The organism is Mycobacterium sp. NGS61 (assembly GCF_059812325.1).
In genome coordinates, this window is the sequence record NZ_JCALCL010000009.1 from 129082 (window position 1) to 155768 (window position 26687).

Annotated in this window: 22 protein-coding genes and 2 tRNA genes; 6 read left to right on the forward strand and 18 right to left on the reverse strand. The window is 65.8% G+C overall.

What is annotated here, in order from left to right; all coding sequences use genetic code 11:
* Positions 1–4 precede the first annotated feature (4 nt).
* The 9 genes from AC5Y3Z_RS18600 to AC5Y3Z_RS18640 form a co-directional block, all read right to left on the reverse strand.
* Entirely contained in the window at positions 5–538 is a 534-nt protein-coding gene (locus AC5Y3Z_RS18600; protein WP_463824860.1) for a transglycosylase family protein, read from the reverse strand.
* A 757-nt stretch (positions 539–1295) separates the two neighbouring features.
* Complete coding sequence (gene mobA, locus AC5Y3Z_RS18605) at positions 1296–1901, reverse strand: molybdenum cofactor guanylyltransferase (protein WP_463824861.1); 606 nt, start codon at positions 1899–1901, stop codon at positions 1296–1298.
* 13 nt (positions 1902–1914) lie between these two features.
* A complete protein-coding gene (locus AC5Y3Z_RS18610; RefSeq protein ID WP_463824862.1) occupies positions 1915–3006 on the reverse strand; it encodes a 2-oxoacid:ferredoxin oxidoreductase subunit beta in 1092 nt (363 codons plus the stop codon).
* Between the two features lie 142 nt (positions 3007–3148).
* Positions 3149–5101, reverse strand: coding sequence for a 2-oxoacid:acceptor oxidoreductase subunit alpha (locus AC5Y3Z_RS18615; protein ID WP_463824863.1), 1953 nt, complete (start codon positions 5099–5101; stop codon positions 3149–3151).
* A 299-nt stretch (positions 5102–5400) separates the two neighbouring features.
* The gene (clpX, locus tag AC5Y3Z_RS18620; RefSeq protein ID WP_463824864.1) at positions 5401–6681 is read right to left on the reverse strand and encodes an ATP-dependent Clp protease ATP-binding subunit ClpX; all 1281 of its coding nucleotides are present in this window, start codon (positions 6679–6681) and stop codon (positions 5401–5403) included.
* A gap of 251 nt (positions 6682–6932) precedes the next feature.
* On the reverse strand, positions 6933–7568 hold the full coding sequence (clpP2, locus tag AC5Y3Z_RS18625) for an ATP-dependent CLP protease proteolytic subunit ClpP2 (protein ID WP_463824865.1): 636 nt from the start codon (positions 7566–7568) through the stop codon (positions 6933–6935).
* Positions 7568–8170 (reverse strand): ATP-dependent Clp protease proteolytic subunit, encoded by a 603-nt coding sequence (locus AC5Y3Z_RS18630; RefSeq protein WP_463824866.1) that lies wholly within the window; start codon positions 8168–8170, stop codon positions 7568–7570. Before AC5Y3Z_RS18630 ends, clpP2 begins: the two co-directional genes overlap by 1 nt.
* Positions 8171–8267: 97 nt before the next feature.
* The gene (gene tig / locus AC5Y3Z_RS18635; RefSeq protein WP_463824868.1) at positions 8268–9758 is read right to left on the reverse strand and encodes a trigger factor; all 1491 of its coding nucleotides are present in this window, start codon (positions 9756–9758) and stop codon (positions 8268–8270) included.
* Positions 9759–9811: 53 nt separating this feature from the next.
* Positions 9812–9888: transfer RNA gene (locus AC5Y3Z_RS18640), tRNA-Pro, on the reverse strand.
* Between the two features lie 132 nt (positions 9889–10020).
* Between AC5Y3Z_RS18640 and AC5Y3Z_RS18645 the strand changes: the two genes are divergently transcribed.
* Both AC5Y3Z_RS18645 and AC5Y3Z_RS18650 read left to right on the forward strand, forming a co-directional pair.
* A tRNA-Gly gene (locus tag AC5Y3Z_RS18645) sits at positions 10021–10091 on the forward strand.
* A 33-nt stretch (positions 10092–10124) separates the two neighbouring features.
* Entirely contained in the window at positions 10125–11327 is a 1203-nt protein-coding gene (locus tag AC5Y3Z_RS18650; RefSeq protein WP_463824869.1) for a serine hydrolase domain-containing protein, read from the forward strand.
* A gap of 118 nt (positions 11328–11445) precedes the next feature.
* On the opposite strand, the gene AC5Y3Z_RS18655 is transcribed toward AC5Y3Z_RS18650, so the two are convergent.
* From AC5Y3Z_RS18655 to AC5Y3Z_RS18665, 3 genes are all read right to left on the reverse strand, one after another.
* Positions 11446–12252, reverse strand: coding sequence for an Fpg/Nei family DNA glycosylase (locus AC5Y3Z_RS18655; protein WP_463824870.1), 807 nt, complete (start codon positions 12250–12252; stop codon positions 11446–11448).
* Between the two features lie 3 nt (positions 12253–12255).
* Positions 12256–12735 carry a ribose-5-phosphate isomerase gene (locus AC5Y3Z_RS18660; protein ID WP_463824871.1) on the reverse strand — a complete coding sequence of 160 codons (480 nt, stop codon included), beginning with the start codon at positions 12733–12735 and terminating at the stop codon, positions 12256–12258.
* Positions 12736–12816: 81 nt separating this feature from the next.
* Positions 12817–13428, reverse strand: a complete 612-nt coding sequence (locus AC5Y3Z_RS18665; RefSeq protein ID WP_463824872.1) for a mycothiol-dependent nitroreductase Rv2466c family protein — start codon at positions 13426–13428, stop codon at positions 12817–12819.
* A 109-nt stretch (positions 13429–13537) separates the two neighbouring features.
* Here AC5Y3Z_RS18665 and pepN point away from each other — a divergent pair, with 109 nt between their 5' ends.
* Entirely contained in the window at positions 13538–16117 is a 2580-nt protein-coding gene (gene pepN, locus AC5Y3Z_RS18670; RefSeq protein ID WP_463824873.1) for an aminopeptidase N, read from the forward strand.
* An 11-nt stretch (positions 16118–16128) separates the two neighbouring features.
* On the opposite strand, the gene AC5Y3Z_RS18675 is transcribed toward pepN, so the two are convergent.
* The 3 genes from AC5Y3Z_RS18675 to AC5Y3Z_RS18685 form a co-directional block, all read right to left on the reverse strand.
* Entirely contained in the window at positions 16129–16596 is a 468-nt protein-coding gene (locus tag AC5Y3Z_RS18675) for a DUF5130 domain-containing protein (protein WP_463824874.1), read from the reverse strand.
* Complete coding sequence (gene ctaJ / locus AC5Y3Z_RS18680) at positions 16583–16807, reverse strand: aa3-type cytochrome oxidase subunit CtaJ (RefSeq protein ID WP_463824947.1); 225 nt, start codon at positions 16805–16807, stop codon at positions 16583–16585. The genes AC5Y3Z_RS18675 and ctaJ overlap by 14 nt, the downstream gene beginning before the upstream one ends.
* A 63-nt stretch (positions 16808–16870) precedes the next feature.
* On the reverse strand, positions 16871–17524 hold the full coding sequence (locus AC5Y3Z_RS18685; RefSeq protein WP_463824875.1) for an HNH endonuclease: 654 nt from the start codon (positions 17522–17524) through the stop codon (positions 16871–16873).
* Positions 17525–17658: 134 nt separating this feature from the next.
* Between AC5Y3Z_RS18685 and AC5Y3Z_RS18690 the strand changes: the two genes are divergently transcribed.
* From AC5Y3Z_RS18690 to AC5Y3Z_RS18700, 3 genes are all read left to right on the forward strand, one after another.
* A complete protein-coding gene (locus AC5Y3Z_RS18690) occupies positions 17659–18054 on the forward strand; it encodes a globin (RefSeq protein ID WP_463824876.1) in 396 nt (131 codons plus the stop codon).
* Positions 18054–19622, forward strand: coding sequence for a glycoside hydrolase family 13 protein (locus AC5Y3Z_RS18695; RefSeq protein ID WP_463824877.1), 1569 nt, complete (start codon positions 18054–18056; stop codon positions 19620–19622). Before AC5Y3Z_RS18690 ends, AC5Y3Z_RS18695 begins: the two co-directional genes overlap by 1 nt.
* Positions 19623–19683: 61 nt before the next feature.
* Positions 19684–20700, forward strand: coding sequence for an FAD/NAD(P)-binding protein (locus tag AC5Y3Z_RS18700; RefSeq protein WP_463824948.1), 1017 nt, complete (start codon positions 19684–19686; stop codon positions 20698–20700).
* A gap of 40 nt (positions 20701–20740) precedes the next feature.
* Here AC5Y3Z_RS18700 and AC5Y3Z_RS18705 read toward each other — a convergent pair whose 3' ends face one another.
* Genes AC5Y3Z_RS18705 through AC5Y3Z_RS18715 form a run of 3 tightly spaced genes read right to left on the reverse strand, consistent with a single transcriptional unit; the run spans position 20741 to position 26660 of the window.
* Entirely contained in the window at positions 20741–21403 is a 663-nt protein-coding gene (locus AC5Y3Z_RS18705) for a DUF8010 domain-containing protein (protein WP_463824949.1), read from the reverse strand.
* Between the two features lie 5 nt (positions 21404–21408).
* Complete coding sequence (locus AC5Y3Z_RS18710) at positions 21409–21825, reverse strand: acyl-CoA thioesterase (protein ID WP_463824878.1); 417 nt, start codon at positions 21823–21825, stop codon at positions 21409–21411.
* Positions 21822–26660 carry an NAD-glutamate dehydrogenase gene (locus tag AC5Y3Z_RS18715; RefSeq protein ID WP_463824879.1) on the reverse strand — a complete coding sequence of 1613 codons (4839 nt, stop codon included), beginning with the start codon at positions 26658–26660 and terminating at the stop codon, positions 21822–21824. The genes AC5Y3Z_RS18710 and AC5Y3Z_RS18715 overlap by 4 nt, the downstream gene beginning before the upstream one ends.
* Between the last annotated feature and the right edge of the window lie 27 nt (positions 26661–26687).

The following is a 26687-nucleotide window of genomic DNA, read 5'->3' on the forward strand; positions in this document are numbered from 1 at the left end:
TTGATCAGCCGCGTCGACCGCAGACCGGCCACGCGCCGATGCCCTGCGAGTGCAGCACATTCTCGGCCACGCGGATCTGCTCCTCACGGCTCGCGCCGGCAGCGGAACCCGCACCACCGTTGGCACGCCAAGTGCTCGGGGTGAACTGCAGACCACCGGAGTAGCCGTTACCGGTGCTGATGCCCCAGTTACCACCGGACTCGCACTGCGCGATCGCGTCCCAGTTCACGCTGTACGCCCTGGCCGGCGCGGGCGCCGGAACCTGGTCGACAGGCGGAGCATCCGGGGCGGGCAGGTTGGGGTCGAAACCAACCGGCGCATCCGGGGCCGGCGGCGCATCCGGGGACGGTGCGGTGGGGTCGAATGCCACGGGCTCGGGCGCCGGCGGCGCGTCGGGAGCCGGGGCGTTCGGGTCAAAACCAGGCGCCACGTTCGGGTCCACACCCGGGACATCCGCATGAGCGATGCCGGTAGTCGGCACGGTCACGAGCGTCCCTGTAATCGCGGCGACGATGAGCGTCTTGCGGACGTTCTTCAACCTATTTCCTTTCGTTGCGCGCGCGCTGAAACCAGCCCACCGAAGTGGGTTGAGGGTTGTGATTGGTGCATAAAATCGCTTCAGGGCGTGCCGTCTCGTTTCGGCACGACAGCGGAGGACTCAATCGTCCGGGGCGGCCGGTGGCCAGTCACCCGTCGGGGCGACCCACCTTGGCGTCGTCCCCAGTTCCGCTCACACGCGGGTCCGTGGATTCAATTTTTGATCTATTTACCGCGCCCGTTTCTGGGCTAAATGGACCGTACGATAACGATTTGAATTCGTCACCTCGATGATGCGGATATCTCGACCGGATCACGGACTGATCACGAGTCGAATCCAGAATGATCACTGCAGGTCATCAGCGCATTCCGGCACGACGAACAAGGGGCGGTGCGAGCAACGCTTCGTGAGCCGAATCACGCACTAATTGTGAGCTGGGACACCGGATTTCGATATCCGACATGCGAACAAAACCAGCCTCGCACAAAGCTTATCGGAGTGACCAGAGCCACAAACAAGTTCGATAGTGACCTAGACCAATTCAGCCGGCCGCAGTGCACTGATCCTCTAGATACCCACTTTTGCAACACTTCTCGCGAAGGCGCCCGAGTTCGAGCGGCATTAGCGCTGACGAGCAATGCCCGTCAAACGCCGTTGTATGCATCGCGTTTAGCGACAATGACCGCATCTACAAGCAGATCATCAACCAATAACGTAATGAAGTCCCCAAACGCGTTGGGGCGCCTCGGATGCCGGGTCAGCGGGCCGAGCGGGCCGGCGCCCGCAGGTCCGACTCGGTGTTCACATTGGTCAACACATCGGTGTCGGCCAGCACGATCTGCTGGGAGTCCGATGCGTCGATCAGCGCACTCATCTTGCGCTGGCCGGCAGCGACCAGCGCATCGATCCGGTCGGCCAGGTCCGTGCGGTACACCGCTGCCAGATAGTGGCTGCGGCCATCCCACGGCATCACCACCTCGGCGTCCGTCTCCGCGGCGAGACGCATCAGGTCGTCGATCAAATCCGCTGTGAGAGAAGGCATGTCGACCGCCGATACGAATGCCCAGCGGGCTCCCGCCTGGGCTGCCGCGCGCAGGCCACGACCGGTTGCCGGCAACGGTCCGAGGCCGCGAAGTTCGTCACGCAGAATTGGCACCGGCAAGGCAGGCAGGGGCTGCCCCGGAGCCGCCACCACGTAGACCGGTGAGCAGCGCTGACCGAGGACGTCGACAACATGCTCGACCAACGTGGTGGAACCACCCGGCACGGTCAGAGTGGCCTTGTCGCGACCCATGCGCCGCGACTCTCCGCCGGCAAGGACCACCCCGGCCAGCGAACCGGCGGCTGCACCCTCGTCAGACACCTGCGCTGCCACCTCAGCCCACGGTCCAGGTGTCGCGCCCGCGCAGCAGCGACTGCAGCGCGGCCTCGTCGGAGGCGCGCGACTTCTGCGCGGCTTCGACCTGCGATCGGGCCGCGTCGTCGTAGGTCGGGCGGCTGATGTCGCGGAAGATGCCCATCACCATGTGGTCGAGGTTCTGGTCCGACAACCGGGACAACGCGAAGGCGTATGCCGAGTCGTCAGTGTGCGCGTCGTGCACCACGATCTCGTCCGCGGGCACGTCTGCGGTCTTGGCGACCTCGAGGCCGAAGCCGGACTTAACCACGCAGAACTCGCCGTTGCCGCCGAAGACGATCGGCTCACCGTGGCTCACCTTGATCACACGCTCTTCCGCACCCTCTTTGCGCAGCGCGTCGAACGAGCCGTCGTTGAAGATCGGGCAGTCCTGCATGATCTCGACCAGGGCGGCACCGCGATGTTGGGCGGCCGCTCGCAGCACCTCGGACAGACCAGCGCGATCGGAGTCCAACGCGCGGCCGACGAACGTCGCTTCGGCGCCCAGCGCCAGCGACACCGGGTTGAACGGATGGTCCAGCGAACCCATGGGCGTCGACTTGGTCACCTTGCCGACCTCGGACGTCGGCGAATACTGACCCTTGGTCAGACCGTAGATCCGGTTATTGAACAGCAGGATGGTGATGTTGACGTTGCGGCGCAACGCGTGGATCAGGTGGTTGCCGCCGATCGACAGCGCGTCACCGTCGCCGGTGACCACCCAGACGGACAGATCTTCACGGGCCAGAGCCAAACCGGTGGCAATAGCCGGTGCGCGGCCGTGAATTGAGTGGAACCCGTAGGTTTCCAGGTAGTAGGGGAAACGGCTGGAGCAGCCGATACCGCTGATGAAGACGATGTTCTCGCGACGCAGCCCGAGTTCGGGCAGGAAGTTGCGGATCGTGTTGAGGATGACGTAGTCACCGCAACCCGGGCACCAGCGCACCTCCTGGTCGCTGGTGAAGTCCTTGCCCTTCTGCGGCTGGTCGGTAGTGGGCACCCCGTCGTTCTTGGTCAATCTGCGATGTGACTCCGGGGTGATACCGAGGTCTGTGCCGATCACGCTAGTCATCTGCGCCGCTCCTCCTCATCGCTACGCTCTGCATCGTCACCGGCGGAAGTCATCTGCGCCGCTCCTCCTCATCGCTACGCTCTGCATCGTCACCGGCGGAAGTCATCTGCGCCGCTCCTCCTCATCGCTACGCTCTGCATCGTCACGCGTTCGCTCCGACCGTTGCCGCGCCCAGCCTGGCGACCATCGCTTTGTCCTGTTCGATCTCGGCCAACGTGCCACCCAAGGCAGCACGGATGATGCGGCCCACTTCGTCGGCGAGGAACGCCAGGCCGTGCACCTTGCTGACCGATTGCACGTTGACCAGGTACTTCGCCCGCAACAGCATCGCGAGTTGGCCGAGGTTCATCTCCGGGCACACCACCTGCGGATAACGCCGCAGCACGTCCCCGAGGTTGGCCGGGAACGGGTTGAGGTAGCGCAGGTGGGCGTGGGCCACCTTGACGCCCTTGCGGCGCGCCCGTCGGCAGGCTTCACCGATCGGTCCGTAGGAGCTCCCCCACCCGATCAGGAGCAGCTCGGCGTCGCTGGTGGGATCATCCACCTCGAGATCCGGGACACTGATGCCGTCGATCTTGGCCTGCCGGATCCGGACCATCAGGTCATGGTTGACCGGCTCGTAGGAGATGTCACCAGAACCGTTCGCCGCCTCCAGGCCGCCGATGCGGTGCTCCAGACCCGGCGTTCCGGGCACTGCGAACTGTCGGGCCAAGGTGTCCCGGTGGCGGGCATACGGCTGGAACGGCTCGTCCGGTTTGGCAAAGACGTGCTTGATCGGCTTCAGCGAAGTGACGTCCGGGATGCGCCACGGTTCGGAGCCATTGGCGATGGCGCCGTCAGAGAGCACGATCACCGGGGTGTGGTACGACACCGCGATGCGGACAGCTTCGATAGCTGTCTCGAAACAGTCCGAGGGTGACCGGGGCGCCACCACGGCCACCGGGGACTCACCGTTGCGGCCGAACAGCGCCTGCAACAGGTCGGCCTGCTCGGTTTTGGTCGGCAGACCCGTTGACGGACCGCCGCGCTGCACATCAATCACGATCAGCGGCAGTTCGGTCATCACGCTCAACCCGAGTGCTTCGGACTTCAGCGAAATGCCGGGGCCTGAAGTGCTGGTGACGCCCAGCGCGCCGCCGTACGAGGCGCCGATGGCGGCGCAGATGCCACCGATCTCATCCTCGGCCTGGAAGGTGATGACGTTGAAGTTCTTGTGTTTGGACAGCTCGTGCAGGATGTCCGACGCCGGCGTGATCGGGTAGCTGCCGAGCACTACCTGCTTGTCGGCCAATTGGCCCGCGGCGACGATGCCATAGGCCAGCGCGGTGTTACCGGAGATCTGCCGGTACTCGCCGGCCGGCAGCGAAGCCTTGGACACCTCGTAAGTGGTGCCGAACGCCTCGGTTGTCTCGCCGTAATTCCAGCCCGCTTTGAGGGCCAGCACATTGGCCTCGGCCACATCGGGCTTGCGGACGAATTTCTCCCGGATGAAGTTCTCACTGGTCTGGATCGGACGCCCGTACATCCACGACAGCAGGCCCAGGGCGAACATGTTCTTGGCGCGCTGACCGTCTTTCTTGGTCGCCCCGATCGCTTCGACGGCGCCGAGAGTGAGCGTGGTCATCGCAACGGAATGCACCACATATTCCTCGAGCTCATCAGTCTCGAGGGGATTGGTGACGTAGCCGACCTTGGTGAGATTGCGCTTGGTGAATTCGTCGGAATTCACGATCACCATGCCCCCGCGCGGCAGGTCGCCGATGTTGGCCTTGAGGGCCGCGGGGTTCATCGCGACCAACACGTCCGGCCGGTCTCCGGCGGTCAGTACGTCGTAGTCGGCGATCTGTATCTGGAAGGACGAGACGCCCGGCAAAGTCCCTGCGGGAGCGCGGATCTCGGCGGGATAGTTGGGCTGCGTGGCCAGGTCGTTGCCCAGCAGGGCCGCGTCTGAGGTGAACCGGTCACCGGTCAGCTGCATGCCGTCGCCGGAGTCCCCGGCGAATCGGATGACGACGTTCTCCAGCCGCTGTCGGCCGACTTGACTTTGCGATCCGTTGTGAGACTCTGTCCCGGCGCCGTTGCCGTTCGGATTCACGCCTCCGCCTTCCATTGGCCCTCCGGACGGGCACTCCGCTGCAGCTCGACGATACGCGCGCCGAAGTGCCATCTCCGCTAACACGTTTTTGCTGTCACCAGCGGTACCAATTATGACACTTTTCTAAGGATGTCTGTTCGACGCCTCAGGCTTATTACCGGCGAGTACGCAGGTAAATGCCGATGTCACGGTGACGCCGGTGGGCGTCAGGAGCAAAACTGTGGTTTTGGTCACTGTGCCGGCGAGACGGCGCGCTCCGCCCGCGCACGAGCTACGGCTCGCGCAGGAAGCCGGGGCGTTTAAGCGGTCTTGTCGCGTCGCTCGCTGCGGGACTGCTTGCGCGGCACGATCGTCGGCAACACGTTGTCCTGCACCGTTTCTTTGGTGACGACCACCTTGGCGACGTCGTCGCGGCTCGGGATGTCGTACATCACCGGCAGCAAGACTTCTTCCATGATGGCGCGCAGGCCACGGGCACCGGTGCCGCGATGAATCGCCTGGTCGGCGATGGCCTCGAGGGCGTCGCCGGTGAATTCCAGCTCCACGTTGTCCATCTCGAAGAGCCGCGTGTACTGCTTGACCAACGCGTTCTTCGGCTCGGACAGGATCTTGACCAGGGATTCTTTGTCCAGGTTGGTGACCGACGCGACGACTGGGAGGCGGCCGATGAACTCCGGGATCAGGCCGAACTTGATCAGATCCTCCGGCATCACTTCGGCAAAGTGGTCGGTGGTGTCGATCTCGGCCTTCGAACGCACCTCGGCGCCGAAGCCCAGGCCCCGCTTGCCGACCCGTTCGTAGATGATCTTTTCCAGACCGGCGAAGGCGCCCGCGACGATGAACAGCACGTTGGTGGTGTCGATCTGGATGAACTCCTGGTGCGGGTGCTTGCGGCCGCCCTGCGGCGGCACCGAGGCCTGGGTGCCCTCCAGGATCTTGAGCAGGGCCTGCTGGACGCCCTCGCCGGAAACATCACGGGTGATCGACGGGTTCTCACTCTTGCGAGCGATCTTGTCGACCTCGTCGATGTAGATGATGCCGGTTTCGGCACGCTTGACGTCATAGTCGGCGGCCTGGATGAGCTTGAGCAAGATGTTCTCGACGTCTTCGCCCACATAACCGGCCTCGGTCAGCGCGGTGGCGTCGGCGATGGCGAACGGCACGTTGAGCATCTTGGCCAGCGTCTGGGCCAGGTAGGTCTTGCCGCAACCGGTCGGACCCAGCATCAGGATGTTGGACTTGGTCAGTTCGACGGGCTCGTAGCGCGAGTCACGGCCCTTTTCGCCAGCCTGGATGCGCTTGTAATGGTTGTAGACCGCGACCGCCAGCGTCCGCTTGGCGGTGTCCTGCCCGATGACGTAACCCTCGAGGAAGTCGCGGATCTCGATCGGCTTGGGCAATTCGTCGAGCTTCACATCGTCAGCGTCGGCGAGTTCCTCTTCGATGATCTCGTTGCACAGGTCGATGCACTCGTCACAGATGTACACACCGGGGCCCGCAATGAGTTTCTTGACTTGCTTCTGGCTCTTTCCGCAGAACGAGCACTTCAGCAAGTCACCGCCGTCTCCGATGCGCGCCATGATGCTTCAGGGCCTACTTCCTGTGTCGCCGTATCGTCTTGCCTGCCGCGTGTTCCCCACGACGCTACCCGTTTGTTCCGGCTCGCCGCGACCGTTAACGCCGAATAGCTTGCTTGGGATTCACTGGATGATCGCGCTTCTCGTGTGCAAGCAACATATCGCCCGTCGGGGTCCGTCACTCGACGAGACGCGCTTTACGTGTCTCTGGCGTGTCGCGGTCGTTACGCCACCGACGCTCAGAGTGCCGGCGGTCAGGCGTTCTGCGCGGAAAGTTTCCGGTACTCCAGCACCGTGTCGATGATGCCGTAATCCTTGGCGTCCTCGGCGGTGAGGATCTTGTCCCGGTCGGTGTCCTTGCGAATCACCTCAGCATCCTTGCCGGTGTGGCGGGCCAGCGTGGTCTCCATCAGCGTGCGCATCCGCTCGATCTCGGCGGCCTGGATCTCCAGGTCGGAGAACTGCCCCTGGATCACGCCGGACAGCGACGGCTGGTGGATCAGCACCCGCGCGTTGGGCAGCGCCATCCGCTTACCGGGTGTGCCGGCAGCCAACAGCACCGCGGCCGCAGACGCGGCTTGACCCAGGCACACGGTCTGGATGTCGGCCCGCACGTACTGCATCGTGTCGTAGATCGCCATCAGTGAGGTGAACCCGCCACCGGGCGAGTTGATGTACATGGTGATGTCGCGGTCGGGGTCCAACGATTCCAGCACCAGCAGCTGCGCCATGATGTCGTTGGCCGACGCATCGTCGACCTGGACGCCGAGGAAGATGATGCGTTCCTCGAACAGCTTGTTGTACGGGTTGGATTCCTTGACGCCGAAGCTGGAGTGCTCGATGAACGACGGCAGGATGTAGCGCGCCTGCGGCTGGATCTGGGGATTCATTATGCGTCTCCGTTGATGTGTGCGGCGCGGGTGATGATGTGGTCGACAAAGCCGTATTCCAGGGCTTCCTGGGCGGTGAACCAGCGGTCGCGATCCGAGTCGGCCTCGATGCGTTCGATGGACTGACCGGTGAACTCGGCGTTGAGGCGGAACATCTCTTTCTTGATGACGGCGAACTGCTCAGCCTGGATGGCGATGTCGGCCGCGCTGCCGGTGACTCCACCGAGGGGCTGGTGCATCAGGATGCGGGCGTGCGGCAACGCGTACCGCTTACCCTTGGTACCTGCTGCCAGCAGGAACTCCCCCATCGAGGCGGCCATGCCCATCGCGTAGGTCGCGATGTCGCAGGGCGCCAGAACCATCGTGTCGTAGATGGCCATGCCGGCGCTGATCGAGCCGCCCGGCGAGTTGATGTAGAGGTTGATGTCCTTATCGCCGTCCTCGGCGGCGAGCAGCAGAATCTGCGCGCACAACCGGTTGGCGACCTCGTCGTTCACCTCCGAGCCCAGGAAGATGATGCGCTCGGAGAGCAAGCGCTCATAGACGGAGTCCGTGAGGTTGAGACCCACCGAGTTCGATCGCATGTCAGTCACTTTTCCCACCGCGGGGACACCTGCTTTCTTTGTTGCTTGTTGCACCGACACTAACGAACCCGACCCGCCCCATGACTACCTGAAACGGGCGCGTTCGCTCACAGCGTCATGTGGTGGATTCGTCGCTCTTCTCGGCGTCGTCCGCTGCCGATGTTTTTTCGTCGGCGTCTTCGTCGGACTCCGCCGGCTCGACCTGGTCGACACTCCCTGGCTCATGGTCGTGATCATGGTCGTGATCGTCATGGTCATGGTCATGGTCATGGTCGTGGCCCGCGTGCCGCTTGCCGAAGAAGTCACTGGTGTCGATGGCATTGCCGGCGTTATCGGTGACCGTCGCCTTCTCGATCACCGCGCCGATCGCCAGACCGCGCCGCACGTCGGCGAACATGGCGGCCAACTGGTTGTTCTCCTGCAGGTAGGCGAACAACTGCTGTGGCTCAATGCCGTATTGGCGCGAGGTCAGCACCAGCCGTTCGGTCAGGTCCTCCTGACCGACCTGGACGTCGAGTTCGTCGGCGATGGCGTCGAGCAGCAGCTGACGCTTCACGTTCTTCTCGGCGGCGGCACGGGCTTCGGCGTCGAACTCCGCACGTGAGGAGCCCTGCTGCTCGAGCACCTCGGCGAACTTGGCCTCGTCCTGGTTCAGGCCGCTCATCGCGGCGTGCACGGTCTCGTCGATCTGGGATCGCACCACCGCATCCGGCACCGGCACGTCGACGTGCTCGAGCAGCGCGTCCAGGGCGGCTTCGCGGATCTGGTCGGCCTGCTGCGCCCGCTTGGTGTTGCGCACCTGCTCGCGGAGGCTCTCGCGCAGCTCCTCGATCGTGTCGAACTCGCTGGCCAACTGGGCGAACTCGTCGTCGGGCTCGGGCAGTTCGCGTTCCTTGATCGACCGCACGGTGACGGTGACCTCGGCGTCCTGACCGGCATGCTCCCCGGTCGCCAGCTTGGCGGTGAACGTCTTGGACTCGTCGACACCCAGGCCGATCACCGCGTTGTCCAGCCCGGCGATGAGTCGACCCGAGCCCACCTCGTGGGACAGTCCCTCGGCCGCGGCGCCCGGCACGTCCTCACCGTCGACGGTCGCCGACAGGTCGATTGAAACGAAGTCCTCCATCAATACCGTCCGGTCCACGCCGGTCAGGGTGCCGAACCGGGCGCGCAGCGAGTCGAGTTCGGCCTCGACCTCCTCGTCGGTCACCTCGATGGGGTCGACGGAGACCGTGAGCGCATCCAGGTCGGGGATCTCCAGCTTGGGACGGACGTCGACCTCGGCGAAGAACTGCAGTTCCTCGCCGTACTCCTTATGGGTCACCTGGATGTTGGGGCGGCCGATGGGTTGCACATCGGATTCGGTGAGCGCCTGGCCGTAGCGGCTGGGCACGGCCTCCTCGATGACCTGGTCGAGCAGCGCCTCGCGTCCGAAGCGCGCCTCGAGCAACCGCGCCGGAGCCTTGCCGGGGCGGAAGCCCGGCAGCCGGACCTGCTTGGCCAGCTCCTTATAGGCCCGCTGGAAATCTGGCTCGAGCTCGGTGAACGGCACCTCCACATTGATGCGAACCCGGGTGGGGCTCAACTGCTTGACGGTGCTCTTCACGGGCGTGCTCCTCGATGTGTTCGTTTCGGCGCGCGGCAGTGCGCTTGTGGACGTGGTCGGGGTGACAGGATTTGAACCTGCGGCCTTCCGCTCCCAAAGCGGATGCGCTACCAAGCTGCGCTACACCCCGCGGTGACCACGAAATCCTACGGCCCGGTCACACCGGCCACGCAGCGACCTCAGACCTCACGGAGCGGTCACGTGACAGCGTCGATTAGATTTGATCTCCGCCACCACGTATCGTCTCGCTCGACTAATACATGCGGGCGTAGCTCAATGGTAGAGCCCTAGTCTTCCAAACTAGCTACGCGGGTTCGATTCCCGTCGCCCGCTCTGGGCGTATATTTTGCTCAACGGAAAGGCGCCATGAGCGACGTCGAAAGCGTCAGCAACGTGAGCATTCAAGGCTCGTGCGTGCCGAAATTCCAGGGCGTCCGCGAGGCATTCGAGCGCAATTTCGTGCTGCGCCACGAAGTAGGCGCCGCGGTCGCGGTCTGGGTCGACGGCGACCTGGTCGTCAATCTGTGGGGCGGTTCCGCCGACGCCGCCGGCACCCGTCCGTGGCAGGAGGACACCCTCACCACGGTGCTCTCCGGCACCAAGGGTCTGACGTCCACCTGCGTCCACCAACTCGCCGACCGGGGTGAATTGGACCTGCAGGCGCCGGTGGCCCGCTACTGGCCCGAGTTCGGGCAGGCCGGCAAGCAAGACATCACGCTGGCGATGGTGCTGAGCCACCGATCCGGGGTGATCGGGCCGCGTACCCGGTTGACCACCGAGCAGTTGCTCGATTGGGACTTCGTCTGCGAGCAACTCGCCGTCGCCGAACCGTGGTGGCGGCCGGGCACCGCGCAGGGCTACCACATGACGACCTACGGCTTCATCGTCGGTGAGGTGTTTCGTCGCGTCACCGGCCGTACGGTCGGCCAGTATCTGCGGACCGAAATCGCCGAACCGATCGGCGCCGAGATCCACATCGGTCTGTCGCCGAGCGAGCAGCTGCGCTGCGCCGACCGGGTGAACAAACCCACCGGCCGCCAACTGCTGGCCGAACTGCACGCCCCCGGCTACCCGACCAGCCTCGCCGAGCACCCCAAGGCCGGCATGGCGATCTCGATGGGCTTCCTCGCCGATGACGACCTGGACACCGAGAACCTGCAGCTGTGGCGGCAGCTCGAGTTCCCCGGCACCAACGGCCAGGTGTCCGCGTTGGGGATGGCCACCTTCTACAACGCGCTGGCCCAGGAGAAGCTGCTCAGCCGCGAACACATGGACCTGGTCCGGGAATGCCAGGGCGGATTCGAACCCGACCTGGTGCTGGGTCCCCGCGTCGCCGACCACGGCTGGGGTCTGGGCTACATGCTCAACCAGCGCTGCATCAACGGGCCCAACCCGAAGATGTTCGGCCACGGCGGGTTGGGTGGTTCGTTCGCGTTCGTCGACCTGGAACACCGGATCGGCTACGGCTACGTGTCGAATCGCTTCGATGCCAGCAAGGCCAACGCCGACCCGCGCAGTGTCGCCCTGAGCAACGAGGTCTATCGGGCGCTCGGGGTCATCCCGAGCTGAGCAGGGCCACCGCGTCGAGACGGTATTCAGGACGCCACATTCGCCGCGGAAACGCGCTGAGTTCAGTCTCGGCGCCACCACTACAGGCTCGAGGCCTAAGGTCGCTGCAGGTGATGAGTCAGGTCTGGCAATTCGGGCACCAGAACAGATTTCGGCCCTCCAGCACTTCAGTGCGCACCGTTTCCCCACACACCCGGCACGGGTCGCCGGCTCGCCGGTATACATAGGTGCGCGGCCGGCCGCGTCCGTACGAGGGCGCGCCGTGATCGTGTTCCGGGCGGACCACAACGATCTTGCCGCGACGCAACCCGACCTTCATCAGCGCCACCAGATCGGTCCATGCGGTGCTGAACTCGGGCTCGGAGATGTCCACGCCCGGTCGGTGCGGGTCGATGTTGTGCCGGAACAGCAACTCGTTGCGGTAGACGTTGCCCACCCCGGCGATGACGGTCTGGTCCATCAGAAGCGCACCGATTGGCCTGCGAGACTTACTGATTCGCGCCCAGGGCCGGGCCGGGTCGGCGTCGGCGCGCAACGGGTCGGGACCCAGCCGGGCGACTACTTCGTCGACCTGGCTCTCGTCGAGTAACTCACACACCGTCGGGCCGCGCAGATCGGTGCCGTACTGCGCCCCGACCATGCGCATCCGCACCTGTCCGACCGGTTCTGGAACGGTGCCGTCCTCGGGTCGTTGCCATTCGGTGAAGGCGCCGTAGAGCCCGAGGTGCACGTGCACCACCGGGCCACCGGCGTAATGGTGGAACAGGTGCTTACCCCAGGCGCTGGCACGGCGCAACACCCGACCGTTGACCACTGCGGCGGCGTCGTCGAACCGGCCCTGCGGGCTCGACACCGCCACCGGCGCACCGGCGAACCGGCGTTGGTGCAACCGGGCCAGCCGGTGCAGGGTATGCCCTTCGGGCACTGCTCACTCTCCGGCGCCGGGCACCGGAGGCGCTTCGTGTGTGCGTTCGTAGGCGGCGAGAATGTCGATACGGCGTTGGTGGCGTTCAGCTTTCGACCACGGCGCGGACAGGAAGGCGTCGACGATGGCCAGGGCCTCGTCGACGGTGTGCATGCGCCCACCGATACCGATCAACTGCGCGTTGTTGTGCTCGCGGGCCAGCGTTGCGGTCTCCACACTCCACGCCAGGGCGCAGCGCGCGCCGGGCACTTTGTTGGCGGCGATCTGTTCGCCGTTGCCCGACCCACCCAGCACGATGCCGAGGCTTTCCGGGTCGGCAACCGTGCGTGCCGCCGCAGCTATGCAGAATCCGGGGTAGTCGTCCTCGGCGTCATAGCTGAACGCGCCGCAGTCGATCGGCTCGTGGCCGGTCTTCTTCAGGTGCTCGATGATTTGCTGCTTGAGCTCGAATCCGGCGTGGTCGGATCCCAAGTAGACGCGCATGCCGGACATTGTGCCCGACGTCCCGGCGCCGGCAGCAGCGAACCGGCACCGCCGCCCGCCGAGTGTGCACTCGGTGGGAGGTCAGTCGAATTCGGGAGCCTCGGTACGACTTCGCTTGAGCTCGAAGAAGTGGGGGTAGGCCGCAAACGTCACCGATGCGTCCCAGAGCTTGCCGGCCTCCTCGCCGCGCGGGATCTTCGACATCACCGGCCCGAAGAACGCGCTCCCGTTGACGTGGATCGTCGGAGTACCGACGTCGAGTCCCACCGGGTCCATGCCGGCGTGATGGCTCTTGCGCAACGCTTCGTCGTAGGCGTCGTCGGAGGCCGCCTGCGCCAACTCGGCGGGCAGGCCGGCATCGACCAAGGCTAGTTTGACGACTTCGTCGAGATCTGTGTTGCCCTCGTTGTGAATTCGGGTGCCCATCGCGGTGTAGAGCGGTTCCAGCACCTTCGCGCCGTGCGCCTGCTCGGCGGCGATCGCCACCCGCACCGGCCCCCAGGCCTTTGACATCTTCTTCCGGTAGTCGTCGGGCAGACCTTCCCGGTCTTCGTTGAGCACCGCAAGGCTCATGACGTGGAACTGCACCTCGATATCGCGGACCTTCTCCACCTCGAGGATCCAGCGTGAGGTGATCCAGCACCACGGACACAGCGGATCGAACCAGAAATCGGCTTTCGACTTTTCAGGCATTGCTGCGGTCCTCTCCTCGGTAGTGGGTCCGCTCAGACACAACCGCAACCGCGGGCGGACTGTTCCCGCCGCCGCGAACCCCGCGATGTCAGCCGATATGTTGGAACGCGTGGCCCTACCCAACCTCACCCGCGACCAGGCGGTCGAACGCGCCGCCCTGGTCACCGTGCACAGCTACCGGATCAACCTCGACGTCACCGACGGGGCGGGGGCTCCCGGCTCCCGCACGTTCCGCTCCCACACCACCGTGGCGTTCGACGCGCTCGCCGGCGCCGACACAGTCATCGACATCGCCGCCGACAAGCTCCACAGCGCCACCCTCAACGGCCGGGACATCGACGTCTCCGGCTACGACGAATCGACCGGGATCCCGCTGCAAGGCCTGGCCGACCGCAACGTCGTGGTGGTCGACGCCGACTGCCGTTATTCCAACACCGGCGAGGGACTGCACCGCTTCGTCGACCCCGTCGACGACGAGACGTATCTCTACTCGCAGTTCGAAACCGCCGACGCCAAACGCATGTTCGCCTGCTTCGACCAACCGGACCTCAAAGCCACCTTCGACATCCAGGTGACCGCACCCGAGCACTGGAAGGTGGTCTCCAACGCTGCAACAGTGTCGGTCGAGAACGGCGTGCACACCTTCGCTACGACGCCGCGGATGAGCACCTACCTGGTTGCTCTGGTCGCCGGGCCGTACGCCGTGTGGAACGACAACTACACCGACGAGCATGGTGACATCCCGTTGGGCATCTACTGTCGGGCGTCGCTGGCGCCCTACATGGACGCCGAGCGGTTGTTCACCGAGACCAAACAAGGATTCGGGTTCTACCACAACAACTTTGGCCTACCCTACGCGTTCGGCAAGTACGACCAGTTGTTCGTGCCCGAATTCAACGCCGGCGCAATGGAAAACGCCGGCGCGGTGACATTCCTGGAGGATTACGTCTTCCGCAGCAAGGTCACCCGCGCATCCTATGAACGACGCGCGGAGACGGTGCTGCACGAGATGGCGCACATGTGGTTCGGCGATCTGGTCACCATGACCTGGTGGGATGATCTGTGGCTCAACGAATCCTTCGCCACCTTCGCCTCGGTGTTGTGCCAGGCGGAGTCCACCGAATACACCCAGGCGTGGACGACCTTCGCAACGGTGGAGAAGTCGTGGGCGTACCGGCAGGACCAGCTGCCCTCGACGCACCCGATCGCCGCCGACATTCCGGACCTGCACGCGGTCGAAGTGAACTTCGACGGCATCACCTACGCCAAGGGCGCTTCGGTGCTCAAGCAACTGGTCGCCTATGTGGGCTTGGAGGGCTTCCTGGCCGGCCTGCGCGACTACTTCCAGACCTACGCCTTCGGCAATGCCACCTTCAGCGATCTCGTCGCCGCGTTGGAGAAGGCATCGGGACGTGACCTGTCCGACTGGGGACAGCAGTGGTTGAAGACCACCGGATTGAACACCCTGCGGGCCGATTTCGACGTCGATGACGAGGGCACGTTCACCCGGTTCGCAGTCGCGCAGAGCGGCGCGGCACCCGGCGCGGGCGAAACCCGGGTGCACCGACTGGCCATCGGGATCTACGACGACGACGGTTCCGGGAAATTGGTGCGCGTGCATCGGGAGGAGATCGACGTCGAGGGTTCGACGACGGAAGTCCCTGCGCTGGTTGGTGTTTCGCGAGGAAAGTTGATCCTGGTCAACGACGACGACCTCACCTACTGCTCGCTGCGGCTCGACCCGGAGTCGCTGCAGACCGCACTCGACCGCATCGCCGACATCGCCGAACCGCTCCCCCGGTCGCTGGCGTGGTCGGCAGCGTGGGAGATGACCCGCGACGCCGAACTACGCGCGCGCGATTTCGTGGCGCTGGTGTCCGGCGGCATCCAGGCCGAGACCGAGGTCACCGTGTTGCAGCGGCTGCTGTTGCAGGCCCAGACCGCGGTGGGGTCCTACGCCGAGCCGGGCTGGGCGCGCGAGCACGGCTGGCCGCAGCTCGCCGACCGGTTGCTGGAGTTGGCACGCGGCGCCGAGCCCGGCTCCGACCATCAGCTCGCCTTCGTCAACGCCCTGCTGTCCTCGGTGTTGTCGCCGCGGCATGTGGAAGTGCTGACCGGCCTGCTCGACGGCGATCCCGCCGAGCAGGGGCTGGCAGGTCTGGACGTCGACACCGACCTGCGCTGGCGGGTGGTGGTCGCACTGGCCACCGCGGGCGTGATCGACGCCGACGGGCCCGAGACCCCGCGGATCGACGCCGAGGTGCGCAACGACCCGACTGCGGCCGGCAAACGGCACGGTGCGCAGGCATCGGCCGCGCGCCCGCAACTTGCCGTCAAGGAACAGGCGTTCACCGCGGTGGTCGAGGACGACACCCTGGCCAATGCCGTCAGCCGCGCCATGATCGCGGGCATCAGTGCGCCGGGACAGAGTGAGCTGCTCAAGCCGTTCACCGAGCGCTATTTCGCGGTCATCGCCGGCGTCTGGGCCCGGCGATCCAGCGAGGTCGCGCAGTCGGTGGTGATCGGCCTGTACCCCCACCAGGACATCAGCGAGGAGGCGATCGCCGCCGCCGACGAGTTCCTGTCCGACCCGCAGGTGCCACCGGCGCTGCGCAGGCTGGTGCTGGAAGGGCAGGCCGCGGTGCAGCGGTCACTGCGCGCGCGCAACTTCGACAGCGGCGGCGACTAGGGCATCGGGCCCTAGGCCGGCGAAATCCCGGCGCTGAGCACGCGGATTGCGCTGACCAGTCCGTCGATCAGATGCCCCTGTTCGAAGGCCGACGACGCAGCGGCGACCCCGAGCGGCGCAGCGGACTCCGCGCCCCGACCACGCACCGCCGACCCGTAAACCACTTCGATGGCGCTCTGGTCCGGGGACACGGCGAGCAGCACCGCGTTGTTGGGCGTCGGCACCTTGGCCAGAATTTCGCGCGCGCGGGCGGCAGTGTCGCTGCCCAAGTCACCGAGATAGATGGCGAACCGCGCCTTGGACGCCCGCGACGCGTATTTCAGCGCATCGTCCACGGCGACCAAATCGCTGATCGGGAACGGGTAGTGCACGGAGAGCTCACCGGGCTGGGTGACTCCGGACAGACGTCCGCTGCTGGTGACCACCCAGCCTCTCGGCAGATCGGCCGGGTCTATCGTCGCAACTTCACCATGTGCCACTTGCGCCACCTCCTACCGAGAACTCCGACCCGTGTCCGCCGTGGCCGCCGCCGACAGCCTCGTCGGTGGCCGCCCACAGGATCGGGGCGTGGGTCCACTTCTCCGACATGTCATAGGTTGCCGGGTGCGGTCCCTTGCGGGTCATGTACACCAACAGCAGCAGGCCCGCCAGCACCAGCGGGATCCCGAGAAACATCAGGTGCAACTCCATAGCGTTCACGAGGCAAACGCTATCCCACCCGAGTCGGATACGGCACACCTGGCGGCCGGGAAATCAGGCCGCGCCCTCACCCAGGTACCGCGCCCAGTGCGGGTCCAGCTCCTTGACTGTGGACAACAGCCGCCAGTGCTGTCCCGTCGGCGGCAGCGGCGCCCGCCGCAACGACCAGCCGAGTTCGGTGAGTAACTTGTCGCCCTTGCGGTGATTGCAGGTGGCGCAGCAAGCGACGCAGTTCTCCCAGGAGTGGTCACCGCCGCGACTGCGGGGCACTACGTGGTCGATGGTGTCCGCCTTCGCCCCGCAGTATGCACAGCAGAACCGGTCTCGATGCATCAGCGCCGCGCGCGTCATCGGAACCCGGGCGCGGTACGGCACCCGGACGTAGGAGCGCAGCTGGATCACCGATGGCACCGCGATCGCCCTGGTAGCGGAGTGAATGACCGGGCCGGCCGGGTCGGCGTGCACCACGTCGGCCTTGCCGCACATCACCATCACGATGGCGCGGCGCAACGGCAGGGCGGTGAGGGGCTCGTAGGTGGAGTTCAGCAGCAGCACCCGACGGCGATTCCAGACCGATGCGCTCTCCACCCGCGTGGGCGGATGAGACGGTGAATCGACGCTGTGCAGACATGACGCGGTGGCTGGCCCGGTTCCATTTGCCGTGCTGCCGACACCTCGGTGGCCACGACGTTTGTTGCGCTGCGCCATAAATCCTCCGCCGACAGTCCACCATGATTTGCTGCCGATCGCACGACATTTGTTCCGGCTACGTCGTGTCGATCCGGTGAACACCGGGGCGGTGGCTGCGCCGCCCTGTGGCGGTGGGCCCACAATGGAGGGCGATGGAACAAGCAACCGAGTCTTTTTACGACGCCGTCGGCGGGGCGGAGACGTTCGACGCGATCGTGGCGCGCTTCTACGAACAGGTCGCCGACGACGAGATCCTGCGGCCGTTGTATCCCGAGGAGGACCTGACCGGCGCCGAGGAGCGCCTGCGCATGTTCCTCGAGCAGTATTGGGGCGGCCCACGCACCTACTCCGACCGACGCGGACATCCCCGGTTGCGGATGCGGCACATGCCGTTCCGCATCACGCCGATAGAGCGCGACGCCTGGTTGCGGTGCATGCACACCGCGGTCGCGTCCATCGATTCGCAGACCCTGGACGACGAGCACCGGCGCCAGTTGCTGCAGTACCTGGAGATGGCCGCCCACTCGTTGGTCAACTCCGCGTTCTGATGACCGCTCAACAGGACTGGTGGCGCTCCGCGGTCTTCTACCAGGTGTATCCCCGCTCGTTCGCCGACAGCGATGGCGACGGCGTCGGCGACCTCGACGGTCTGACCGACCGGCTGGAACATCTGGAACAACTTGGCGTGCAAGCGATTTGGATCAACCCGGTCACCGTCTCGCCGATGGCCGACCACGGCTACGACGTCGCCGATCCCCGCGACATCGACCCGCTGTTCGGCGGGATGGCCGCCTTCGAGCGATTGATCGCCGCCGCGCACGCCCGTGGCATCAAAGTCACTATGGACGTGGTGCCCAACCACAGCAGCTCCCAGCATCCGTGGTTCCAGGCCGCGCTGGTTGCCGGTCCCGGCACCGAGGCACGTGACCGCTACTTTTTCCGCGACGGTCGCGGACCTGACGGGCTGCTGCCGCCCAACAACTGGGAATCGGTGTTCGGCGGACCGGCCTGGACGCGGGTGATCGAGCCGGACGGCACTCCCGGCCAGTGGTATCTGCACCTGTTCGACACCGAACAGCCGGACCTGAACTGGGATAACCCGGAGATCTCCGACGACTTCGAGAAAACGTTGCGGTTCTGGCTGGAGCGCGGTGTCGACGGGTTCCGCATCGACGTGGCGCACGGGATGGCCAAGCCCGCGGGGCTGCCGGACTCACCCGACGTGACCGAGGTGCTGCGTCACACCGACGACGACCCGCGGTTCAACCGGCCCAACGTGCACGCCATCCACCGCGACATCCGCAAGGTCATCGACGACTATCCGGGGGCGGTCACCGTCGGCGAGGTGTGGGTGCACGACAACGCCCAGTGGGCGCAGTACCTGCGCCCCGACGAACTACACCTCGGCTTCAACTTCCGGCTCACCCGTACCGGCTTCGACAGCACCGAGATCCGCGATGCGATACAGAACTCGCTGGACGCCGCCGCATTGGAAAACGCCACCCCGACCTGGACGCTGTCCAACCATGACGTCGGCCGCGAGGTCAGCCGGTACGGCGACGGCGAAGTCGGACTGCGCCGCGCCAAGGCCATGGCGATGGTGATGCTCGCGCTGCCCGGCGCGGTGTTCCTCTACAACGGCGAAGAGCTCGGGCTGCCCGACGTGGACCTGCCCGACGAGGTGCTGCAGGACCCGACCTGGGAACGTTCCGGGCACACCGAGCGTGGCCGTGACCGCTGCCGGGTGCCGCTGCCCTGGTCGGGCGAGGTCCCCCCGTTCGGGTTCTCCACCAATCCCGACACCTGGTTGCCGATGCCGGCGGACTGGGCGGGGCTGACCGTGGAAAAGCAGCTCGCCGATGCCGGGTCGACGTTGATGTTCTTCCGGCAAGCGCTCCGATTGCGTAGGGAGCATGGTGAATTCGACGGCGCAGAGGTCTGGTGGCGGCCTGCTCCCAAGGACGCGGTGGTGTTCGCGCGTCCCGGCGGGTTGGTGTGCGCGCTGAATGCCGGCGAACTCCCGATCGCGCTGCCCCCGGGGGACGTCATTCTCACCAGCGCCCCGCTGACCGAAGGGCGGTTGCCACCGGACAGCACGGCCTGGGTGCTTGGTTAGCCGTTTCGCGATTCGGTGCCCGCTGCTCTATATCTGATGCATGGCGCCCTACGCGTGGACAGTGATCGGAGCCGGCCCCGCCGGAATCGCCGCGGTGGGACGACTACTCGATCAGGGCATCGGGCCGGAGCAGATCGCCTGGATCGATCCCGCCTTTGCGGCGGGTGATCTGGGCGGCAAATGGCGTTCCGTCTCGAGCAACACCATCGCCGGGACGTTCCTGGAGTATCTGAACGGCTCGTCGGCGTTCCGGTTTTCCGAAGCGCCGCCGTGTCCGCTGCGAGAGGTCGACCCGGCAGAGACCTGCGCCCTTGCGCTGGTGGCAGATCCGTTGCTGTGGATCACCGGGCAGCTGCGCGACCGGGTGACGAGTTTTCAGTCCACGGCCAAGGCGCTGTGGTTGGCGAACCGGCGCTGGCGAGTCGACACCGAGGACGCCGAAATCGTCTCCGACAACGTGATTCTCGCGGTGGGTGCCGTCCCGAAGACGCTGAATTATCCGCAGCTCGAGGAGATTCCGGTGGACGTCGCGCTCGATCCGGAGAAACTCGCGCAGGTGACGTTGGACGGCGTGACCGTCGCCGTGTTCGGTTCGTCGCACTCGTCGATGATCGTGTTGCCGCATCTGCTGCGCCGGCCGGTGGCAAAAGTAATCAACTTCTACCGCGGTCCACTCAAATACGCGGTTTATCTTGATGATTGGATTCTCTTCGACGACACCGGCCTCAAGGGCCGGGCAGCGGAGTGGGCCCGCGAGAACATCGACGGCCGGTACCCCGACCGGTTGGAGCGGTGCTGGGTTTCCAGCGCCGAGTTCGACGGGAAACTCGCCGAATGTGACCGCGTCGTCTACACCGTGGGATTCCAGCGCAGGACGCTACCCGAGACCCCGCAGTGGGGCCCGTTGGACTACAACCCTCAGAACGGGATCATCGCGCCCGGACTCTTCGGGCTGGGCATCGCGTTCCCGGAATACGCCGAGGACCCTTACGGCTACGGTCAATATCGAGTGGGGCTGAAGAAGTTCATGGACTACCTCAACTCCGTGCTGCCGCTGTGGATGGTCTACCGCACGTGAGTAGGCAGGCCGATAAAATCGGCCTGATTGATGCGCCCGGTCAGTTCAGCATCAGCGCGGCATGGGCGCGCCGCCGGTAGACCGAACCGAACCGCGCGTCGATCCGCAGCCACGACGGCGACACCCGGACCCGGATCATCTCGCCGGCGTCGATCGTTTCGGCCGACTGGGCCACGAAACCCATCGCAGTCAAAGCGAATACGCTGCGCATCGGCAGTCCGACGACGACATCGCCGGAGCTGACTTCGATGACTTCCTGGTCGAGCAGCGACACCGGGGGGCCGTGGGCACTACCCTGCTCCCGGGCCAGTTGGGCACCGTCGCGCGCCAGGTCCACCACGACGCGCGCCGGTATGTCCTCGAGGTGGGTGAAGCCTGACTCCGGCGGTAACCCCCCGCGCCAGGCGGAGTCCATCGCGAAGCCGGGGTCCACGAAGCCCGTGGCGTCCACATTGGCCAGACCGCGCGCCAGCGCGTCAGCGCCGACAGACATGTCGTCGGGACGTACCCTGCCGGCTACCACCCGGCTGGCCAGCACATCGAAACCCGTTGCCACCCAAGCCGTCAGCAGTCCCGGCGAGCGGGCACGGATGCGGATGACCGCGGCGTCGTCCAGGCGCAGTGCATGATCGACGAAGGTGGCCAGATCCGCGCGGTGGGCGGCCAACCCGTCCGGGTCAAGCCACAGCCCCCGCTCGCGCACGCCTTCTAGTCCCTGAGCCACCGCTGCAGATACTCCCGATGGTGAGGTGTCAGGCGCACCAGGCGCTGCTCCTCGATGTGCACTGCGGCGAGTTGCGACTCGGCGATCACGGCGGGTTTGGATTCCGGGTCGGCATTGACCGAACGAACCTCGTAGCCCAGGGTGAAGTCCACCGCGCGCAGCCGCTTGGTCCAGATGGTGACCTGCAGCGGCGAATCCACCAGCCGCAATTGATCTTTGTAGGTAACCCGCACGTCAGCGATCAGCAGACCGATGGTGGTGATGTCGGCGCCGAACGGCTCACGCAGGAACGGCACCCGCGACTCTTCGAGAATCGTGACCATGGTGGCGTGGTTGACATGCTGGTACATGTCGATGTCCGACCACCGCACCGGTACCGGCGCGACGTATCCGATGCTCACCCTGACGATCCCCGTCCGCTGGTCCGTGTCATGCGCCGGATCTGACGGGCCGCCACCGACAGCGTCGCAAGATCCTTGGCACCGCTCTGCTGAATCTCGTCGAGCGTCCGCCGCGCCCGATCCACCCGCGAGGCGCTGATGTGCTCCCACTCGGCGATCTTCTCTTCACCGCTCTCCCCGGGCTCCCCCACTGCCAGCACGTCGAAACACAGCGACCGCAACGAGGCGTAGATGTCGTCGCGAATCGCCAAGCGCGCCAAGGAGTGCCAGCGATCGTTGCGCTCCAGCTCGGAAACCGCGGTCAGCAGTGAGTCGGTGCCCAGGTGGTCCATCAATGCGAAATAGGTGTCGGCGACGTCGGCGGTCTCGATCTCGGTGATATCGGCGATGTCGATGATGTCGAGCAGGCTGTAGCGGTACAGGCCGACCGCGACCCGGTAGGCCAGGTCCGGTGGTGCGCCGAGCGCGGTGAATTCCGCCGCTTCCTTCTCGACGATGGCCTTGTCGTCGCCGCGCAACCACTCCGACATGCGCGGTGTCAGCGCCTTCACCTTGGCGGCGAAACGGTTGATCTCGGCCCCGACGGCCAGCGGCTGCGGCCGGTAGTTGAGCAACCAACGTCCGGCCCGGTCGATAAGCCGCCGGGTGTCCAGGGTGAGGCGGTCGGACAGAGCGACGGGCAGGTTGGCCGCGCGGATCCGCCGCCACACGTGGCCCACGCCGAAGATGGCGTCGGTGGCTGCGTAGGTGCGCACCGCGTCGAGCGGACCGACACCCACGTCCTCGGTGATCCGGAACGCATACGTGATGCCCGCGGTGTCCACCAGGTCGTTGATCAGCATCGTGGTCACGATCTCGCGGCGCAGTTGGTGCGTGCGGATTTCCGGAGTGAACCGGTCCCGCAGCGGCTTCGGGAAGTACTGCGGCAGCCGCGAGGCGAACACATCCTGGTCCGGCAGCTCGGTTTTCAGCACCTGCTCCTTGAGCGCGAGCTTGACGTGCGCCATCAACGTCGCGAGTTCGGGCGAGGTCAGACCGATGTGGGCCTCCGCGCGCCGTAGGATCTCTTTCTCCGACGGCAGCGCTTCCAGTTCCCGGTTCACACCGCGTTCGGCTACCAAGTACTTGATCTGGTCGGCGTGCACCGGCAACAGGCTGGCCGCGTTGGCCCTGCTGGTGCCCATCAGATCGTTCTGGTCCTCGTTGTCGGTGAGAACCAGGCGGGCGACCTCGTCGGTCATCGATTCCAGCAGCGCGGTGCGCTCCTCGGGTTTGACCTTGCCCGCGGTGACCAGCGAGTCGATCAGGATCTTGATATTGACCTCATGGTCGGAGCAGTCGACGCCGGCGGAGTTGTCCATCGCATCGGTGTTGATGCGACCACCCGAGAGGTCGAACTCGACGCGGCCCAACGCCGTCACCCCGAGGTTGCCACCCTCGCCGACCACCTTGGCGCGCACCTGGTTGGCATTGACGCGCACCGGGTCGTTGGCGCGGTCACCGACGTCGGCGTCGGATTCCGATTCGGCCTTGATGTAGGTGCCGATGCCGCCGTTGAACAGCAGGTCGACCGGCGCCTGCAGAATCGCCCGGATCAAATTGGGGGGCGACATCTCGGAGACCTCGCCCTCGATGCCGAGCGCCGCGCGCACCTGGGCGCTGACCGGGATCGCCTTCTGATCGCGGCTGTACACGCCGCCGCCCTCGCTGATCAGCGAGACGTCGTAGTCCTCCCAGCTGGACCGGGGCAGGTCGAACATCCTGGCGCGCTCGGCCCACGACGTCGCGGCGTCGGGGTCGGGGTCCAAGAACACGTGCCGGTGATCGAAGGCGGCGATCAGCCTGATGTGCTTGCTCAGCAGCATGCCGTTGCCGAACACATCGCCACTCATGTCGCCGACCCCGACGACGGTGAAGTCCTGGGTCTGGGTGTCTACCCCGATTTCCCGGAAGTGGCGCTTGACGGCTTCCCAGGCGCCGCGGGCGGTGATGCCCATCGCCTTGTGGTCGTAGCCGACCGATCCGCCCGAGGCGAACGCGTCACCGAGCCAGAATCCGTAGGACTTGGCGACGTCGTTGGCGATGTCGGAGAAGGTGGCGGTGCCCTTGTCGGCGGCCACCACGAGGTAGGCGTCGTCGCCGTCGCGGCGGACCACTTCGGCCGGCGGATTCACCGCACCGGTCAGCTGGTCCACGTTGTCGGTGACGTCGAGCAGCCCGGAGATGAACAGCTGGTAGCAGGCCACACCCTCGGCGCGGGTGGCGTCGCGGTCGGCGGCAGCGTCCCCGGTGGGCAGCGGTGCCCGCTTGAGCACGAACCCGCCTTTCGCCCCGACCGGCACGATGACGGCGTTTTTCACTGCTTGTGCCTTGACCAGGCCGAGGATCTCGGTGCGGAAGTCGTCGCGACGGTCCGACCAGCGCAGCCCGCCGCGCGCGACCGGGCCGAACCGCAGATGCACGCCTTCGACACGGGGCGAGTAGACGAAGATCTCGTATTTCGGTCGCGGCAGCGGGAGTTCGTCGAGCAGCTGAGCATCGAGCTTGAGCGCCAACACGTTCCGGCTGCGCGCCGAACCTTCGCGCGTCACAAAGTAATTGGTGCGCAGCGTGGCCTGCACCAGCGAGGCGAACGCGCGCAGGATGCGGTCGGTGTCCAGGCTCACCAGTGCGTCGATGTCCGCGGCGACGGCGGCGGCCGCGGTCTGTGCGTCCCGGCCCGACGGCGATGCCGGCGACGGGTCGAAGAGCGCCTCGAACAACGCCACCAGAGACGTTGCGGTAGAAGCGTGTTCGTTCAGGACCGATTCGATGTAGGACTGGCTGTAGGGAAAGTTCGCCTGCCGCAGGTACTTGGCGTAGGCGCGCAGCAGTACGACCTGCTGCCAGGTTAGTCCGGCACGCATGACCAGTTCGTTGAACCGGTCGATCTCAACGCGCCCGTGCCAGATTGCGGTGACCGCGTCGGCGAACCGTCGGGCGGTCGCTTCGCGCTCGGCCGCACTGGAAGCCGGCCGGATGGTGGGGTGCGGCGAGATCTTGAACTGATAGATCCACACCGGCAGCCCGTCGCGCCGGGTCACGGTGAACGGCCGTTCTTCGAGCACCACCACACCCATGCTCTGCAACATCGGCAGCAATTGACTCAGCGAGGCGCTGCGCCCGCCCAGGAACCAGGTCAGTTGGGCCAGTCCCTGTTCGTCGCCGTCGGCGAAGACCAACTTGACTGTGTCATCGGCCAGTTCGTTGATGACCGCGATGTCGTCGATGGCCTGGGCCGGGGTGACGGCCTGCTTGTAGGCCTCAGAGAAGGCCGCGGCGTAATGCTCGGCATCGGCGGATTCGACGGCGCTCTCCGGCAGCGCGGCCGCCGCAGCGATCAGACGGTCCGACCAGGTTCGGGCGGCCTCGCTGAGCAGCGCCTGAATTCGGGTGCGGTTGGCTTCGGAGACGTCGACCGGCGCGAGACCGCCGTCGGCGTCACCCTGTGGCAGCCGCACCATGAAATGCATGAGCGCCCAGGGCGATTCACTGACCCGGGCGGTGAATTCCAGTCGGGTACCGCCGAATTCGCGGACCAGGATGTCCTCAATCTGCAGCCGCACCGGCGTGGTGTAGCGGTCGCGCGGCACGTAGACCAGGCACGAGACGAAGAACTGTAGCCGGTCCGCGCGCAGGAACAGCAGGGCACGCCGTTGCGACCCCATGTCGACGACGGCTTTGGCCATGGTGAGCAACCGGTGGGCGCTCAGGGTGAACAACTCGGGCCGCGGAACGGTCTGGATGACGTCGAGCAGCAACTGGCCCGGGTGGCTCGGGTCGCTGCCGGCCAGGGTGAGCGCGTCGCGGACCCGATGCGAGATCATCGGGATCTCCAGGACGTCGGCGTTCATGGCGGCCACCGTGAACAACCCGACGAAGCGGTGCTCGATCACGCCGTCGTCGACGTTTTCGCGGACGGCGATCGCGTACGGGTAGGCGCCGTACCGCAGGTAGCTGCCGACCGAAGCCTGCGCCAGCACGAGCAGCTTGTCGTCGTCGGTGAGGCGCGGCCGGGTGCCGCTGCGGGCGCGCAACACGCCCAACCCGCTGGAGCCGTCGCCGATGACCAGACCGTCCTGCACCCGGCACGGCTGGTAGCCCAACAGCAGGAAGTTGCCGTCGTCCAGCCAGCGCAGCAATTCGGCGACCTCGTGGCGGTCGGGCGCCGCATAGTGCCCTTCGGGGTCCTCGTCGACGGTCGTGGCCAGCTCGCTCAGCGTCGCGATCATCGCCGTCGCATCGGTGGCGACCCGCTGCACATCGGCGAGCACCTTCGGCAGCAGCCGTTCCACTTCGGCGAGAGCTTTGCGGTCGACGGACGACGAGAGTTGCACGTGGATCCAGGCCTCGCCGACGTAGGGCGATTTGTCCTGCGACTTCGCCTGGATACCGAGCAGTTCTCCGGTCGGGCTGCGCTGCACCTCGAACACTGGGGTCATGATCGCCGTGTAGAACACGCCTAGCCGGTGCAGCAGCACCGTCACCGAGTCCATCAGCATGCTGCCGTGCTCGGTGACCACCTGCAGCGCCGGACCGAAGCCGCCCGAGTCATCCACGGGGTAGACGGCGACCCGGCTTTCCCCCGGCGGGCGGAGACGACCGAGCCGGTAATGGGCAGCCAGCAGTGCCGGTGTCACCGCCAGCGCGGGCGCCGACCCGGGTTGAGATCCGTCTTCCTGCGATCCCCGGTAGCTGTCGGTGTAGGCCTTGACTATCCAGTCAGGGATGTCTGCGTCCTGCGTGAATGAGGTCCACGCCGCGACGTCCTCCTTGGCTCCGGGATCGATCGTCATTCCGATTGCTCCCCACTCGTGACGGAC